Consider the following 14,998-nt stretch of genomic DNA (forward strand, 5'->3'; position numbering starts at 1 on the left):
AATGGCCGACGATATCAAAAGCGCCCTGATCCGCTCTCGCGAGACGATCATCGGGGATGCAATCGGAGCTGTGTCTCTCGTTGTGATGCTGTTTGTCGGGCTCTCTCTGCCTGGTCTGTTCTGAGGAGACCTGAGAGAGACCGACCTGCCTGCGGTCCGTGCCGATCTGCCCCTCGCATCCCTGTCCCAACCTTTGATGCGAGAATGGAGGGTTTCCTGCCTGTTTCACCTCCCTGCCTGACGGGTTTTTGCCTGCCCCTCCGGCCAAAGCGATCGGGTCCCACACGGACACGCTTTTCCTCCGCCGCCTTCCTATCGGAAGTGCGGCGGTTTTTTCATGAGGTGGCAGGATTTTCTAGAAAATCCTGAAGGGCAAAGTCTTCTGGAAGACTTTGAAGACAAGAATTTTCTAGAAAATTCTTTCTCTCGGAAGCGTTGGTCAGGTGCGGGCCTTGGCTGCCTCCAAGGCGTCGAGGGTTGCATCGAAGGCGAGCATGATCGAGGCGTGGCGGTTCTTGTAGTCCTTGGCCGGTTGCAGGACTTCAAGTCCGTCGAAAGGTGCGGCTGGGACCGGTCCATCCTCCTTGAGCATCGCGTGAAGGGCGTCTCGGCCTCGCCGGATCTCCTCTTCGGTCAGGCCGATGATGCCGGATCCGACGACGGAGGCGGCCGCCTGGCCCAGAGCGCAGGCTTTGACGTCTTGAGCGTAGTCGACGATTGCGCCGTTCTCGATCCGAAGATCGACCGTCACGGTCGAGCCACATAGCGGCGAGCGACGTTTGGCCGTGGCCGTGGGATGTTCGAGCCGTGTCGTGCGCGGCATATCCGCCGCGAGTGCGAGGATCCGGCTGGAATAGAGTTTCATCAGATCGGCATCGGTGGTCATGGGCTGGCCTCTGCTCTGCTTCGTCTCTAGATAGGCGCTCGGATCTCCGCTGCCAAAGGAAAATCGCCATGACCTTCGATCCTGCGACCTTGCGCTACAATGATCAGGGTCTTGTTCCCGTCATCGCCCAGGAGAGTTCGAGCGGCGAGGTGCTGATGCTGGCCTGGATGAATGCAGAGGCCGTGGCGCGCACATTGGACAGCGGGCGGGTCACCTATTGGTCTCGGTCGCGGCAGGCCTTCTGGATCAAAGGAGAGACCTCGGGGAATGTGCAGGAATTGGTCGAGATGCGGATCGATTGCGATCGGGACTGTCTTCTGGCGGTCGTCCGGCAGACCGGACCGGCCTGCCATACCGGCGCGCGGACCTGTTTCTTCACCGAGGTGCGCAATGGAAAAGAGATCGCGGCCCCGGATCCCGCAGTGTCGTCATTCGGCGCGGCTGGCGGCGATGCCTGACGGCAGATCCAGCATGTTACGAATCTCTCCCGGTGTTGCGCCAGCCTCACGATAGGCGGCGATGGCGCGGGCATCGTCGCGTTTGGCGAGGCGCTTGCCGGTCTCGTCGCGGATCAGGCGATGATGGTGATAAATGGGTGCGGGCAGGTTAAGAAGGGTCTGCAGAACGCGCTGGACGGGTGTCGCCTCGAAAAGGTCCATGCCGCGGATCACATGGGTGATCTCTTGCGCCGCATCGTCGACCACGACGCTCAGATGGTAGGCTGCCGTTTTGATGTCGCGTCGGTAGAGGACGACGTCACCGATATCGGCGCGCATGCTGTCGCGGCTCCATTCATGGGCTCCGGTCTTGATCGGACCGACTTCGCTGAAGGATGGCGGGCCTGTCAGATCGAGAGCTTTCGCCAGATCGAGCCGCAGGGCATCGGAGGTGCTGCGGCTGGAGATCGGCCGGTGACGGCAGGTTCCGGGATAGACATGCGCATCCGGCGGCAGATGGGTGACGCCTTCCTGGGGGGCCGAAAGTGCTGCGTTGATATCTGCCCGGGTACAGGAGCAGGGATAGACAAGATCCAGTTCAATCAGACGGTTGAGTGCGGCCTCGTAGATCGCGAGGCGCTCGGATTGGCGCCAGACCGGGCTTGGCCATGGGAGGCCGAGCCAGTGCAGGTCGTCCTGGATTGCCTCTTCGAATTCGAGCTTGCTCCGGGCGCGGTCCGTATCCTCGATCCGCAGGAGGAACTCTCCACGGGCGGCGCGAGCGATCTCAAATGCTGTAATGGCCGAGAAGGCGTGACCGAGATGAAGGGGACCGGTCGGGGACGGCGCAAAGCGGGTTCTCACGCCTTTTCAAGGACGTAGACCATCGACTTGAGGTCGATGGCGGGGAGGTGGTCGCCGTGCTCGCGAAAGAGGAGACGGGCCGCGCCGCAATCGATCCAGTCGTTCAGCGCGCCGGTATAGGAGGGATCGGCGAGCGTGTGATCGTTGTAGCTGAGGCCGAGATGGCCGCCTTTTGGCAGGGCTTGCAGCAGCGCGCCCAAGGTTTCGGGCGGGGCGGCTCCGGTGCTGACGACGCCGGTTGCGCTGATTGCGCTGTAGCCGGTCGGCGGACCGGCTTCGGGGGTAAGGGCTGTCAGATCCCGGTAGATCCCTTTCTCGCGGGCTTTGGCGAGCATCTCCTGGGAGATGTCGGCGCCATCGACGGTGGTGAAACCGGAGGCGTGGAGGGCCAGACCCGAGAGGCCGGTGCCGCAGCCGAAATCGAGGAGAGGCGCATCCTTGTCGGCAAAACCCGCCAGTGCCTCGGCCACCCGGGACGGGGTGGCATAGCCGGCACCGTCCAGTTCGATGTCGTAGCTTTCGGCCCAGTCGGCGTAGATCCGGCGCCGCTCCTCTTCGGTTTGCGCGGCATAGATGCGGTCGAGATAGCTGTTTGCCATAGGGCAAGGTTAACGCGGTTTCAGGCGGCGTCCAGCTTGCGTGTCCCGAGCCAGTCCAGCCAATCGGCTTTGGCGCGGTCGGTATAGGCCTTGTAGCGGTCCTTGCGGCCCCGGCGCCCGCCTTTGAGACCCTCGACCGGAGGAAAGAGGCCAAAATTGACATTCATGGGCTGAAAGGTCTTGGCCTCCGCGCCGCCTGTGATGTGGGTGACGAGCGCGCCTGTGGCGGTGGTGGGCGGCACAGCGGCGAGGCTTTGGCCGGTAATCTCGGCCACGGCGAGGCGGGCAGCGAGCAGGCCCATGGAGGCGCTTTCGACATAGCCTTCGACGCCGGTGATTTGGCCGGCGAAGCGGATATTGGGGCGAGATTTGAGGCGCATCTGGGCGTCGAGCAGCGTCGGAGAATTCAGGAACGTGTTGCGGTGGATGCCGCCGAGCCGGACGAAGCGGGCATTTTCAAGCCCGGGAATCATCTTCAGAACAGAGGTTTGCGCGCCGTATTTCATCTTGGTCTGGAAGCCGACGATATTATAGAGCGTCCCCAGCGCATTGTCGCGGCGGAGTTGAACGACGGCGTAGGCTTTGACATCCGGCTGGTGAGGATTGGTGAGACCGACCGGCTTCATCGGGCCAAAGCGCAGGGTCTCGCGGCCGCGTTCGGCCATCACCTCGATCGGCAGGCAGCCGTCGAAATAGCCTGCTGTTTCTCCCGGTTTGAACTCGGTCTTTTCGGCGGCGAGAAGCGCGTCGATGAAGGCGTCGTACTGATCTTTGTCCATCGGGCAGTTGAGATAGGCGGTGCGCTCTTCCTCAGTCTCGCCCTTGTCGTAGCGCGACTGCATCCACGCCTTGGACATATCAATGCTGTCGTGATGGACGATTGGCGCGATGGCGTCGAAGAAGGCGAGCGCGTCGGTGCCGGTTTCCTGCTGGATTGCCTCAGCCAGCGCGCCGGAGGTGAGGGGGCCGGTGGCGATGATCCAGTGGCCTTCGGTCGGCAGCTCCGTGATTTCTTCGTAGGAGATGCGGATATTTGGGTGCGCTTTCAGGCGGGCCGTCACCGTTTCGGCGAAGGGCTCGCGGTCGACGGCGAGCGCGCCGCCTGCGGGAAGGCGGTGGGTGTCGGCGGCGGCCATGATGAGACCGTTTGCCTGCCGCATCTCCCAGTGGAGAAGGCCCACGGCGTTCTGTTCGTGATCGTCGGAGCGGAAGGAGTTGGAGCAGACCATCTCTCCGAGATTGCCGGTCTGATGCGCGAAGGTTTCGACCTTGGGGCGCATCTCGTGGATCAGCACCTGGAGGCCTGCATTGGCGGCCTGCCAGGCGGCCTCGGATCCGGCCATGCCGCCGCCGATGATGTTAAGGGTCTGGGTCATGGAGGATGAGATAGTCGGAGCGGGCCGCTTTGAAAAGGCGGTGCGGCTTGCGCCGCATATGATGCTTTTGCGCTCGGGCCGCGCGGGCCTTCAAGGGGACGCTGTCCCCTTAAAGATCCCCTGAGGTATTTCAGGCAAGATGAGGGCCGGTTCAGAGACCCGGCAGGATCGTCAGGCTGCCGCGGCGGTCGAAAGTGGTCTTTCCGTCCCGTCCGAACCCGTATCTGACGCCGAGGCCAAAGAAGGTTTCACTGTCGCTGTTCCCGTCCGCCTCGACCTCAAGCGTTCCGAATTCGCCCACAAGACTGACGGAATTGGCAATCTCGAAACCGCCGAGAAGCGCATAACGGGTGAAGGATGTGTCGTCGTCTTCGATCCGGTCGATCGAGAGGCGGTTGTAGCCGAGACCGCGCGACGCGAGGCCGCCCGAGATGCCGTATTGGACGGTATCGTCACCGTCTTCGAAGATATTGGCGTATCCTTGCATATAAGCGAGGTTGAACTCATAGGCCGCTTCGATCCCGAAATAGGGATTTTCATTATCAAGATCTGCGATGGTTTCGCTGCCAAAAAAGACACCAAAGGACGCGCGTTCGGTGGGCTGGTAGATCCCGTGGAGCGTGCCGTTGAGGAACCACTCGTCGATGAAGCCGAAATTGCCGGCGCTGACATCGCCCTGAAATGCGAAGGTCGGAGAGAAGCCGAGCTCGTAGGAGCCCGCGAATTGGGTCTTGTCGGCGTCGTCAAGGTCCGTGAAGGCGCTGTAGCGGAATTCGAGTTCGCCGCCGTTCAGCACCGTCTGAGCGGTGGCGTCGAGCGGCAGAAGTGTGATTGCGGAAATGGCTGCGAGAATATGTGTCTTCATTTTATGGTTTCCGATGTTGATAGCGTAATGCAGGTCGAGCCCCGTGAACGGAGTTCATCAACGCGTTATAATCGGGATGTCTAAGAGGTAAAGGTCTGCCTCTCCTGGATCTGAGCCTGTTGCGCCTGAACCTCACTCCTCGGGTGGTGTCTCCTCGGCATCTTCGTCGCCCTGATCGGCGATCCAGGCGACGCTGACGACTTCTTCGCCCTTGCCGGTGTTGAAGACCTTGACGCCGCCCGCGCCGCGGGAGCGGAAGGAGATGCCGTCGACGGGGACGCGGATCGATTGGCCCATATTCGTCACCAGCATGATCTGGTCGTGGATATCGACCGGGAAGCTGGTGACGAGGGGGCCGCCGCGCATGGCGCGATCCATCGCCGCGACGCCCTGGCCGCCGCGACCGCGCACGGGATAGTCGTGCGACGAGGAGAGCTTGCCCATGCCTTGCGAGGTAATCGTCAAGATCAGGTTTTCGGAGGCAGACATCTCGGCATAGCGCTCCTGGCTGATGGAGCCGGGGGCAGTGTCGTCCTCGTCGTCGGTTTCGGCATCGTCCGCGAGACCTGCCATGGCGCGGCGCATCTTGAGATAGGCGGCGCGCTCGGCCGGGTCGGCTTCGAAATGGCGGATGATCGACATGGAGACGACGCGGTCGTTCTCGCCCAGACGGATCCCGCGCACGCCGGTGCTGTCGCGGCCCTTGAAGACGCGCACGGCAGTGGTCGAAAAGCGGATGGCGCGGCCCGACTGGGTGACGAGCATCACATCGTCGTCTTCGGAGGCGATGCGGGCGTTTACGAGGCTGACGCTGCCATCCTCGGGCAGTTTCATCGCGATCTTGCCGTTGGCGCGGACGTTGGTGAAATCGCTCAGCGTGTTGCGGCGGATATCGCCCGCGCTGGTGGCAAAGATCACCTGCAGGTCCTGCCAGTCCTCCTCGTCCCGGTCGATGGGCAGGATGGCGGCGACGGAGACGCCTTGCGGGATCGGCAGGATATTGACGATGGCCTTGCCCTTGGCGGTGCGGGAGCCTTGCGGCAGGCGCCAGGTTTTGAGCTTGTAGACCATACCGTCGGTCGTGAAGAAAAGCAGCTGGGTGTGGGTGTTGGCCACGAAGAGGGTTGTGACGACATCCTCTTCCTTGGTCTGCATGCCGGAAAGACCTTTGCCGCCGCGCCGTTGGGCGCGGAAATCGGCGAGCGGGGTGCGCTTGATGTAGCCGCCTTGGGTGACGGTCACGACCATATCTTCGCGCTCGATAAGGTCCTCGTCCTCCATATCGCCGGACCAGTCGACGATCTCGGTGCGGCGGGGGACGGCGAAAAGGTCTTTGACCTCGGTTAGTTCGCTGCGAATGATCTCCATGATCCGCTCGCGAGAGCCGAGGATGTCGAGGTAGTCGCGGATCTTGGCGGCCAGTTCCTCCAGCTCGTCGGTGACTTCCTTGACGCCGATCTGGGTCAGGCGCTGGAGGCGGAGGTCGAGGATCGCGCGGGCCTGGGTTTCCGACAGGTTATAGGTGCCGTCCTCATTGGCCGTGTGGGTCGGATCGTCGATCAGCTGGATGTATTCGAGGATCTCCTGGGCGGGCCAGCGGCGTGTCATCAGCTTTTCGCGGGCCTCGGCGGCATCGGCGGAGGCGCGGATCGTGCGCACGACCTCGTCCACATTGGAGACGGCGACGGCCAGACCGCAAAGAACATGCGAGCGCTCGCGCGCCTTCCTGAGTTCATAGGCGGTGCGGCGGGCGACGACCTCTTCGCGGAAGTCGAGAAAGCTCGTCAGGAAGCGGCGCAGCGTCAGGGTTTCGGGGCGGCCGCCGTTGAGGGCCAGCATGTTGCAGGCGAAATTCGTCTGCATCGGCGTGAAGCGGTAGAGCTGGTTGAGGACGACTTCGGCTGTCGCGTCGCGCTTGAGCTCGACGACGACGCGGATGCCGTTGCGGTCGCTTTCGTCCTGAACGTGGGCGATGCCCTCGATCTTTTTCTCGCGGACCTGTTCGGCGATCTTCTCGATCATCGAGGCCTTGTTGACCTGATAGGGGATTTCGTCGGCGATGATGGCGTAGCGATCCTTGCGGATTTCCTCGATCCGGGTGCGGGCCCGCAGGATGACGCTGCCGCGGCTTTCCAGATAGGCTTTTCGCGCGCCCGACCGGCCCAGCATAATGCCGCCGGTGGGGAAGTCGGGGCCGGGGATGTAGTCGATCAGCTGTTCGGAGCTGAGATCGGGATCCTCGATCAGCGCGAGGCAAGCGTCGATGACCTCCCCTAGGTTATGGGGCGGGATGTTGGTCGCCATACCGACGGCGATGCCGCCCGCGCCATTGACCAGCATATTGGGAAAGCGGGCGGGCAGGACGGTCGGCTCGCGGTCCTTGCCGTCGTAATTGTCCTGAAAATCGACCGTGTCCTTGTCGATATCGGCCAGGACATAGGCGGCGGGCTTGTCCATGCGGACTTCGGTATAGCGCATGGCGGCGGGGTTATCACCGTCCATGGAGCCGAAATTGCCCTGTCCGTCGAGAAGCGGCAGCGACATGGAGAAATCCTGCGCCATCCGAACGAGAGCGTCGTAAATCGCGCTGTCGCCGTGGGGGTGGTATTTACCCATCACATCGCCGACGGGGCGAGCGGATTTGCGGTAGGACTTGTCGTGTGTGTTTCCCGTCTCGTGCATCGCGTAGAGAATGCGACGGTGCACGGGTTTAAGCCCGTCGCGCAGATCGGGGATCGCGCGGGAGACGATGACCGACATCGCGTAGTCGAGATAGGAGGTCTTCATCTCGTCTTCGATCGAGATGGAGGGACCGGAGTAGGCGGGAATGTCGCCGTCTTCTGGCATGTCTGGCGTATCGCTCAAGGGGGAGGTCGTCCTGCTGCTTTTGCGCTATATCTTGTTGCTCCCATGTATAGCAGCGGCGGTATCTGGGGGGAAGCCTTCTTTGCCGGAGCGCCTTCGGCGCAACAGATGCTCGCGCGCTCGCCGCGCGGGCGTCAAGGAGGCGCTGCCTCCTTGACAATTCTCCGAGGTGTTTAGGGCAAGATGAGGATCAGCCGGCGCGCATGAGCATGCCGAAGAGATCGCGCGGATCGTCGGGATCGGCCAGCATGTCGAGATCGGTATAGAGACCCGTTTCCTTGGCGAGGCCGTCGATATGGCGCAGTGCCGAGAAATCCTCGGTCGCGAAGCCGACGCTGTCGAAAAGCGTGATCTGTGCGGCGCTGCTGCGGCCCGGTGTCTTGCCCGTGATAACTTCCCAAAGTTCGGTCACAGGGTGATCGGGAGCGAGTTGCTGGATCTCGCCTTCGATGCGGGTCTGGGGCGGATATTCGACAAAGATGTCAGAGCGATGCAGGATCGCTTCGGCCAGTTCGGTCTTACCGGGGCAGTCGCCGCCGACGGCGTTGATATGCAAGCCCGAGCCTACCATGTTGTCAGTCAGGATCTGCTGGTTGCGCTTGTCGGCGGTGGCGGTCGTGACGATCTGCGCGCCTTCGATCGCCTCTTCCGCGGTGGGGCATTTGGTGATCCGGAGGCCGCTCTGGGCGAGGTTTGCAGCGCATTTGTCGGTGGCGTCGGTATCGATGTCGAAGAGGCGGACCTCTTCGATGCCGCAGATCGTCTTGAAGGCGATGGATTGGAACTCGGACTGGGCCCCGTTGCCGATAACGGCCATCGTCCTGGCGCCTTTCGGGGCGAGGTGTCGGGCGGCCATCGCCGAGGTGGCGGCGGTGCGCAGGGCCGTCAGGATCGTCATCTCGGAAAGCAGGACCGGATAGCCGGTCGCGACATCGGCGAGCAGGCCGAAGGCGGTCACGGTCTGGCGGCCGTCCTTCCAGTTCTTTGGATGCCCATTCACGTATTTGAAGCCATAGGTGTCGCCGTCGGAGGTCGGCATCAGCTCGATCACGCCTTCGGGAGAGTGCGAGGCGATGCGCGGCGTCTTGTCGAAGCTTTCCCAACGGCGGAAATCGTCTTCGATGGCCGTCGCGAGGCCGGTCAGGATCGTTTCGATCCCGATGCGGTGGACGATCTGCATCATGTGATCGACGGAGACGAAGGGGACGAGGGCGAGCGCGCCGGGCTGGGTCATTTGGGGCCTCGTGTGGGTCGGTCGAAGATGCGGCGCCCCATGAGGGAGGCCGTCAGATCGACAAGAAGCTGAGCAGTCTTGCCTGCATGGTCGAGAAAGGGGTTGAGCTCGACCAGATCGAGAGAGGTGACGAGGCCGCTGTCGCAGAGCATCTCCATCGCCAGATGCGCTTCGCGCAGAGTTGCGCCACCCGGGACGGTGGTGCCGACGGCCGGGGCGATGTCCGGATCGAGGAAATCCGTGTCGAAGGAGACGTGGAGCAGGCCGTTTGCCTGCTCTACGCGGGTCAGGAAAGCCGCCAGCGGGGTGCGTAGGCCCCGTTCGTCGAGCGCGCGCATGTCGGTGAGGTGGATGCCCGTGCCATCCAGGGCCGCTTTTTCCTCAGGATCGACGGAGCGCAAGCCGATCATGGCAATCCGCTCGCCGGGGATTGTAGCGGGGAAGGGCGGGAAGTCGTTGAAGCCGTCCCGGCCGGCGGCATAGGCGACAGGGGTGCCGTGCAGATTGCCGCTTTGCGTCGTGTTCGGCGTGTGAAAATCGGCATGGGCGTCGAGCCAGAGGACGAAGAGAGGGCGGTTCTGCTGTTTTGCATGGGCGGCAAGGCCTGCCAGAGTGCCGAGGGAGAGGGCGTGGTCACCGCCGAGGAAGATCGGCATGCCTGCTATGGCCGCGTCTTGGGCGGCGCGGGTGATGGCCTGCGTCCAGCCAACGGTTTCGGCCAGAGCGTAGAGGGGCGGCGTGTCAGCAAGCGCGGCAGGGTCGGGCGTGACGGTGCCGCGATCCTCGACGGTGTGGCCCAGCTCTTGCAGCGTCTCGGCAAGGCCTGCGATGCGCAGGGCATCCGGTCCCATGCGGCAGCCCTGGCGGCGTTTACCGCTGTCCATCGGAATGCCGACAAGGATGCAGATTTGCGGGGTCATCTTGGCCTCCGGGTTGCGTTGGCGGGAGCATTGGCGAGAACCGCTCTGGACGGAAGCCGCCGGATTGCGCAAAACGGGCAGGGATTGTTCGATTTGAGTAGGTGATGTGACCGAAATGGCAGATATGGATGCGCGGCTGATCGCGGCGCTCAGACGGGACGGGCGGGCCTCGCTATCCCAGCTGGCTGTGGATCTGGGGCTCTCGCGGGCGACGGTACGGGTGCGGCTTACCCGGCTGATCGAAAGCGAAGAGATCGCGGGCTTTACCGTGCTGACGCGCGCCGATGTCGCGCCGCACCCGGTGCGCGGGTTGATGATGCTGGGCATCGAGGGGCGCGGCACCGAGCGGATCCGGGGGGCGCTGCTGAGGCGGGCCGATGTCGCGTCCGTGCATTCGACCAACGGGACCTGGGATCTGATCGTCGAGCTGGGAACCGAGACGCTCGAGGATTTCGACGCGGCGCTTTTTGCGATCCGGCGGATGGAGGGGGTGCAGCGCAGCGAGACGAACCTGCTTTTATCGACTCGCAGGGGCGGGGCCGGTTAGGCGCGGCGGGCGGCGGCGATCCAGATAAGGACGAGCGCAGCAGAAGCGAGAGCGTTCCAGCTGGCCATGGAGAGGCCCGCAAGGCTCCATGCGACCTCGTCGCACATGACGATGTCGGGGATGTCGGTGGAGAGGAGATCTCCGGTCAGGGCGCCACCTCCGGTGCAGCTGGACGGGCCCTCCCACCAGCCGCGTTCGACGCCGGTGTGAAAGACGCCGATGCCCGACGTCGTTGCTGCGGCTGCCGCGCCAAGCCAGGCGGCGACCGGGCTGGCATAGGCGACGATGCCGATGGCGACAGCGGCGGCATGGGGCCAGCGCTGCCAGAGGCACATAGTGCAAGGCGCATAGCCCGCAAGCTGGAAGGCCCAGGCGCCCAGAAGAAGCGCGGCGGAGCCTCCGGCGGCCAGCACGACGAGCTGGCGCGCAGTCACAGGAAGCGCACCAGCGCGAAGCTGCCCACGAGCAGGACGCAGAAGACGACGAAGAGCAAGTTCAGGCGCTTTTCGATAAACTCGCGGATCGGCTCGCCGAATTTCCACAGGAGGCCCGCGACGAGGAAAAAGCGGAAGGCGCGCGCGATGATCGAGGAGATGATGAAGACGGTCAGGTTCAGGCCTGTGGACCCTGAAAGGATCGTGATGACCTTGAACGGGAAGGGTGTGACGCCCGCGATCAGTACGGCCCAGGCTCCGTATTCATTGTAACGGGTCGCGAAGTCATCGAAATAGGCATCTTTGCCGTAGAATTCGAGGACCGGGCGGCCGACCTGTTCGAACAGGCCATAGCCGATCCAGTAGCCTGCAAGCCCTCCCATGACAGAGCCCACGGTGCAAAGGGCCGCGATTTCGAAGGCGCGGTGCGGGCGGGCCAGCACCATCGGGATCAGCAGCACATCGGGCGGGATCGGAAAGACCGAGCTTTCGATGAAAGAAATGATGAAAAGCGCCCACATCGCGTGGTGGGTCGCCGCAAGGGCCAGGGTCCAGTCGTAAAGGCGTCGGATCATTTTCGGCTCTCGCTCGTTCATGGTCATAGGACATGGTGGCGGCGGCAGGTCAAGCCGGAGCGCTGCGACGACAGGGAAAGGACAGCCGATGAGATGGCGAGGACGCCGCGGAAGCGGGAATATCGTGGATCGGCGCAGAAGCGGCGGACGCCGGGCGGCAGGCGGGATCGGAGGTCTGGGGTTGATCGTCGTCTTGGTGCTGGGATGGTTTTTCGGCATCGACGTGACACCGCTCTTGCAGGCAGTTGGCGGCGGGCAATCGTCCGCGCCTCGCCAGGAGATCTCGGCGCAGGACGATCAGATGGCGCAGTTCGTGTCGGTGACGCTGGCCGATACTGAAGAGGTCTGGACCGATATCTTCGAGCGGCAGCTCGGGCGGCCTTATGACGAGCCGGAGCTGGTTCTTTTCAGCGGCACGGTGCGGTCGGCCTGCGGCGGTGCTTCGGCGGCGACGGGGCCGTTCTACTGTCCGGCGGATGAACGCGCCTATCTCGACACGGATTTCTTCTACACGCTGGACCGGCGTCTGGGCGCCAGCGGCGATTTCGCGGCGGCCTATGTGATTGCCCATGAGGTCGCCCATCACGTGCAGAACGAGCTGGGCATCCTTGGAGAGGTCAACGCCCTGCGCCAGCGCGCTAGCCCGCGCGAATCGAATGCGCTGTCGGTGCGGATCGAGCTGCAGGCCGATTGTTTCTCAGGCATCTTCGCGCGCGCGGCCGAAAGCCGGTTCGGATCGCTTGAGCCGGGGGATCTGGACGAAGCCGTCAACGCAGCCCGGCAGATCGGCGACGACATGCTGCAACGGCAATCGGGGCAGGTGGTGCAGCCGCACACCTTCACACATGGCACGAGCGAGCAGCGTCAGCGCTGGTTCGTTCGCGGCTACGAGACCGGCGATCTGACCCAATGCGACACATTCATCACCAACCAGCTGTAAGGGACGGTTGAAACCCGGCGCCTGCTGCGCTTTGGATGCGCGGCATGGGACTGGCGGTTGAGACAGAAGTGAAGGTAGGGCGCGCGTTGGGCGCGCTCTCGCGCGGGCTCGCCTATCTGGGCGGCGTCCTTCTGGTTGGTATCGCCTGCATGGTGGTTGTTTCGATCATTGGGCGCCGGATCGACGGGGTTGGGCCAATCCGCGGCGACTATGAGCTGGTCGAGGCGGGCGTTGCGATTGCCGTCTTTGCCTTTCTGCCCTGGTGCCAGCTTCAGCGGCGGCATGTGACCGTTGATCTTCTGGTGGACCGGCTCGGCCCGCGCATCCGCGCGATTTTCGGGGTGATCGGAGATCTGCTCGTGACCGGGTTGGCTGCGCTCATCGCCTGGCGGTTCTATCTGGGGTTTGGCGAGAAGTTCCCCTATTTCTCGGACGTCTGGAGAGACCGGCTCGGCATGGGATACAAGCCGTTCTACCCCGAGACGACCTATGAGCTGGAGATCCCGATCTGGATGCTGCACGGGCTGGCTTTGATCGGAGCTTGGGTCTTCGTCATCGTCTCGGCCTATACCGTCTGGCGATCGGTGAACTGGACGATGGCCGGTGCCGAGCCGGCAGAGACAGCCAAGACGTCGCGGATTTGACCGGGCTCGAGATCGCTCTGGCGGGGTTCGCTCTCATGCTGGTCGGGATCTTCCTGAGGGTGCCGATCGCAGTGGCGATGGCTCTGACCGGGATCCTTGGTATCTGGGTCGTGAGAGGGACGATGGCGCCACCACTCGCGCAGCTCAAGACGCTGACCTACGATACGTTCGCGAGCTATTCGCTGTCGATCGTGCCGCTTTTCCTGCTGATGGGGCAGTTCGCCACCAAATCGGGCATGTCGGCGGCCTTGTTCACGGCGGCCTCCGACTGGCTGGGGCATCGGCGCGGCGGCGTGGCGATGGCGTCTGTCGGCGCCTGCGCGGGGTTTGGCGCGGTCTGCGGATCGTCGTTGGCGACAGCCTCGACCATGGGGCAGGTGGCCTTGCCCGAGATGCGCCAGCGCGGCTATTCCGACGCGCTGAGCACCGGGGTGCTGGCGGCGGGCGGCACACTGGGCATCCTGATCCCGCCTTCGATCATTCTGGTGATCTACGCGATCCTGACGGAGCAGAATATCGTGAAGATGTTCGTGGCCGCCCTCGTGCCGGGGATCCTCGCGATGCTGGGCTATATGGCGGTTGTTGCGATCTATGTGCGGGTGGCTCCCGGAGCGGCGGGGACAGCGGACCGTGTGCCCTACCGGCAGCGGATGCGGTCGCTGGCGGCGACATGGCCGGTGATCTTCATCTTTGGTCTGGTCATGTACGGCATCGCGGGCGACTGGGACTGGAGTACACCCGGCCCCGATGCGCTATTCACGCCGACCGAAGGGGCTGCCGTGGGCGCGGTTTTGACCGGGCTCTACGGCGTCTTAACCCGCGATCTGACGCGGGCGGCGTTTCTGGACGCTATCCTCGAGACAGCGCAGGCCACGGCGATGATCTTTTTCATCGTCTTTGGGGCCGCGCTGTTCAATTCGTTTCTGGCCACGACGCGCGCGCCGCAACTGCTGTCGGACTGGGTGACAGGGCAGGGCTTTGCGCCGATGGCGGTTCTGCTGGCGATGTTGGCGGCCTATCTGGTCTTCGGCTGCGTGATGGATTCGCTGTCGATGATCCTGCTGACGGTGCCGATCTTCTTTCCCATCGTCATGGCGCTCGATTTCGGGCTAACGCGTGAGGAGACGGCGATCTGGTTCGGGATCCTCGCGCTGATCGTGGTCGAAGTCGGTCTGATCACGCCGCCGGTGGGGCTGAACCTTTTCATCATCAATCAGGTGGGGCGCGACATTCCGATCGGGCAGACCTATCGCGGGGTTCTGCCTTTCGTCGCCTCCGATCTGCTGCGCGTGGGCGTTCTGGTGGCCGCGCCGGGTGTGACGCTCTGGCTGGTGCGCGCGATGGGCTAGGGGATGTCAAAGCCGGGCGGCGCGAGAGTGAAGCCTTCGAACCGGAAGCCGGGCGAGACGGTGCAGGAGACAAGCGTGTACTCCCCTGTGGTGCGCGCGGCCTGCCAGTGATCCTTGGGCACGATGATCTGAGGCGACATGCCGTCCAGCGGATCGGGGCCGAGGAGCGCCTTGTCCGACGGGCCCTCATCACTTGGGCTGGTTCTCAGCTCAAGCGGTGCGCCCGCATGAAAGAGCCAGATCTCGGTCGCATCGACCTTGTGCAAATGGCTGGCTTCGCCATCCGCAAGAAGAAAGAGGATAGCGGTTCCGGAGGGGCGCTCCCCCTCTTGCGCATCCGCGATCCATGTCTGCCGATACCAGCCGCCTTCAGGATGAGGCGCAAGGCTCAACTGTTTGATAATTTTAGCCGCTTTGGCGGAAATATTCGCGGTATCCGTCATCTTTTTTGGAACGTCTGCCC

18 protein-coding genes are annotated in these 14,998 nt (G+C 63.4%); 7 read left to right on the forward strand and 11 right to left on the reverse strand.

Features of this window, described 5'->3' with window-relative positions; translation table 11 throughout:
* The first annotated feature begins 1 nt into the window (after position 1).
* Positions 2–124 (forward strand): hypothetical protein, encoded by a 123-nt coding sequence (locus tag AAD018_RS06770; protein ID WP_367314743.1) that lies wholly within the window; start codon positions 2–4, stop codon positions 122–124.
* 315 nt (positions 125–439) lie between these two features.
* On the opposite strand, the gene AAD018_RS06775 is transcribed toward AAD018_RS06770, so the two are convergent.
* The gene (locus AAD018_RS06775; protein WP_367314744.1) at positions 440–886 is read right to left on the reverse strand and encodes an iron-sulfur cluster assembly scaffold protein; all 447 of its coding nucleotides are present in this window, start codon (positions 884–886) and stop codon (positions 440–442) included.
* A gap of 68 nt (positions 887–954) precedes the next feature.
* On the opposite strand from AAD018_RS06775, the gene hisI reads away from it, so the two are divergent.
* The gene (hisI, locus tag AAD018_RS06780) at positions 955–1,344 is read left to right on the forward strand and encodes a phosphoribosyl-AMP cyclohydrolase (RefSeq protein WP_367314745.1); all 390 of its coding nucleotides are present in this window, start codon (positions 955–957) and stop codon (positions 1,342–1,344) included.
* Here the strand turns inward: hisI and gluQRS are convergent.
* From gluQRS to trmFO, 3 genes are read right to left on the reverse strand one after another with little or no spacing between them, the layout of a single operon-like run.
* Entirely contained in the window at positions 1,315–2,187 is an 873-nt protein-coding gene (gene gluQRS / locus AAD018_RS06785) for a tRNA glutamyl-Q(34) synthetase GluQRS (RefSeq protein ID WP_367314746.1), read from the reverse strand. The genes hisI and gluQRS overlap by 30 nt on opposite strands.
* Positions 2,184–2,786: a class I SAM-dependent DNA methyltransferase gene (locus AAD018_RS06790; RefSeq protein WP_367314747.1), complete on the reverse strand. Its 603-nt coding sequence runs from the start codon at positions 2,784–2,786 to the stop codon at positions 2,184–2,186. The genes gluQRS and AAD018_RS06790 overlap by 4 nt, the downstream gene beginning before the upstream one ends.
* Positions 2,787–2,806: 20 nt before the next feature.
* A complete protein-coding gene (gene trmFO, locus AAD018_RS06795; RefSeq protein WP_367314748.1) occupies positions 2,807–4,162 on the reverse strand; it encodes a methylenetetrahydrofolate--tRNA-(uracil(54)-C(5))-methyltransferase (FADH(2)-oxidizing) TrmFO in 1,356 nt (451 codons plus the stop codon).
* On the opposite strand from trmFO, the gene AAD018_RS06800 reads away from it, so the two are divergent.
* Positions 4,161–4,286, forward strand: coding sequence for a hypothetical protein (locus tag AAD018_RS06800; protein ID WP_412005208.1), 126 nt, complete (start codon positions 4,161–4,163; stop codon positions 4,284–4,286). The two genes, trmFO and AAD018_RS06800, sit on opposite strands and share 2 nt — an antisense overlap.
* Before the next feature lie 27 nt (positions 4,287–4,313).
* Here AAD018_RS06800 and AAD018_RS06805 read toward each other — a convergent pair whose 3' ends face one another.
* From AAD018_RS06805 to rocF, 4 genes are all read right to left on the reverse strand, one after another.
* The gene (locus AAD018_RS06805; protein ID WP_367314749.1) at positions 4,314–5,027 is read right to left on the reverse strand and encodes a hypothetical protein; all 714 of its coding nucleotides are present in this window, start codon (positions 5,025–5,027) and stop codon (positions 4,314–4,316) included.
* Positions 5,028–5,159: 132 nt separating this feature from the next.
* The gene (gene gyrA, locus AAD018_RS06810) at positions 5,160–7,892 is read right to left on the reverse strand and encodes a DNA gyrase subunit A (protein WP_412005209.1); all 2,733 of its coding nucleotides are present in this window, start codon (positions 7,890–7,892) and stop codon (positions 5,160–5,162) included.
* A gap of 190 nt (positions 7,893–8,082) precedes the next feature.
* Complete coding sequence (locus AAD018_RS06815) at positions 8,083–9,126, reverse strand: ornithine cyclodeaminase (RefSeq protein WP_367314750.1); 1,044 nt, start codon at positions 9,124–9,126, stop codon at positions 8,083–8,085.
* Complete coding sequence (rocF, locus tag AAD018_RS06820; RefSeq protein ID WP_367314751.1) at positions 9,123–10,046, reverse strand: arginase; 924 nt, start codon at positions 10,044–10,046, stop codon at positions 9,123–9,125. Before rocF ends, AAD018_RS06815 begins: the two co-directional genes overlap by 4 nt.
* A 115-nt stretch (positions 10,047–10,161) precedes the next feature.
* Here rocF and AAD018_RS06825 point away from each other — a divergent pair, with 115 nt between their 5' ends.
* Positions 10,162–10,593 carry an Lrp/AsnC family transcriptional regulator gene (locus AAD018_RS06825; protein WP_367315200.1) on the forward strand — a complete coding sequence of 144 codons (432 nt, stop codon included), beginning with the start codon at positions 10,162–10,164 and terminating at the stop codon, positions 10,591–10,593.
* Here AAD018_RS06825 and AAD018_RS06830 read toward each other — a convergent pair.
* Entirely contained in the window at positions 10,590–11,027 is a 438-nt protein-coding gene (locus AAD018_RS06830) for a disulfide bond formation protein B (RefSeq protein ID WP_367314752.1), read from the reverse strand. The genes AAD018_RS06825 and AAD018_RS06830 overlap by 4 nt on opposite strands.
* Positions 11,024–11,602 (reverse strand): YqaA family protein, encoded by a 579-nt coding sequence (locus tag AAD018_RS06835; RefSeq protein WP_367314753.1) that lies wholly within the window; start codon positions 11,600–11,602, stop codon positions 11,024–11,026. Before AAD018_RS06835 ends, AAD018_RS06830 begins: the two co-directional genes overlap by 4 nt.
* An 88-nt stretch (positions 11,603–11,690) precedes the next feature.
* Here AAD018_RS06835 and ypfJ point away from each other — a divergent pair, with 88 nt between their 5' ends.
* Genes ypfJ through AAD018_RS06850 form a run of 3 tightly spaced genes read left to right on the forward strand, consistent with a single transcriptional unit; the run spans position 11,691 to position 14,535 of the window.
* Positions 11,691–12,542 (forward strand): KPN_02809 family neutral zinc metallopeptidase, encoded by an 852-nt coding sequence (gene ypfJ / locus AAD018_RS06840; protein ID WP_367314755.1) that lies wholly within the window; start codon positions 11,691–11,693, stop codon positions 12,540–12,542.
* A 44-nt stretch (positions 12,543–12,586) separates the two neighbouring features.
* The gene (locus AAD018_RS06845) at positions 12,587–13,186 is read left to right on the forward strand and encodes a TRAP transporter small permease (protein ID WP_367314756.1); all 600 of its coding nucleotides are present in this window, start codon (positions 12,587–12,589) and stop codon (positions 13,184–13,186) included.
* Positions 13,183–14,535, forward strand: coding sequence for a TRAP transporter large permease (locus tag AAD018_RS06850; protein ID WP_367314757.1), 1,353 nt, complete (start codon positions 13,183–13,185; stop codon positions 14,533–14,535). The genes AAD018_RS06845 and AAD018_RS06850 overlap by 4 nt, the downstream gene beginning before the upstream one ends.
* On the opposite strand, the gene AAD018_RS06855 is transcribed toward AAD018_RS06850, so the two are convergent.
* Positions 14,532–14,978, reverse strand: coding sequence for a cupin domain-containing protein (locus tag AAD018_RS06855; RefSeq protein ID WP_367314758.1), 447 nt, complete (start codon positions 14,976–14,978; stop codon positions 14,532–14,534). The genes AAD018_RS06850 and AAD018_RS06855 overlap by 4 nt on opposite strands.
* Positions 14,979–14,998: the final 20 nt, after the last annotated feature.

The sequence above is a fragment of the Aestuariibius insulae genome, from assembly GCF_040783535.2.
Classification (GTDB): domain Bacteria; phylum Pseudomonadota; class Alphaproteobacteria; order Rhodobacterales; family Rhodobacteraceae; genus Aestuariibius; species Aestuariibius insulae.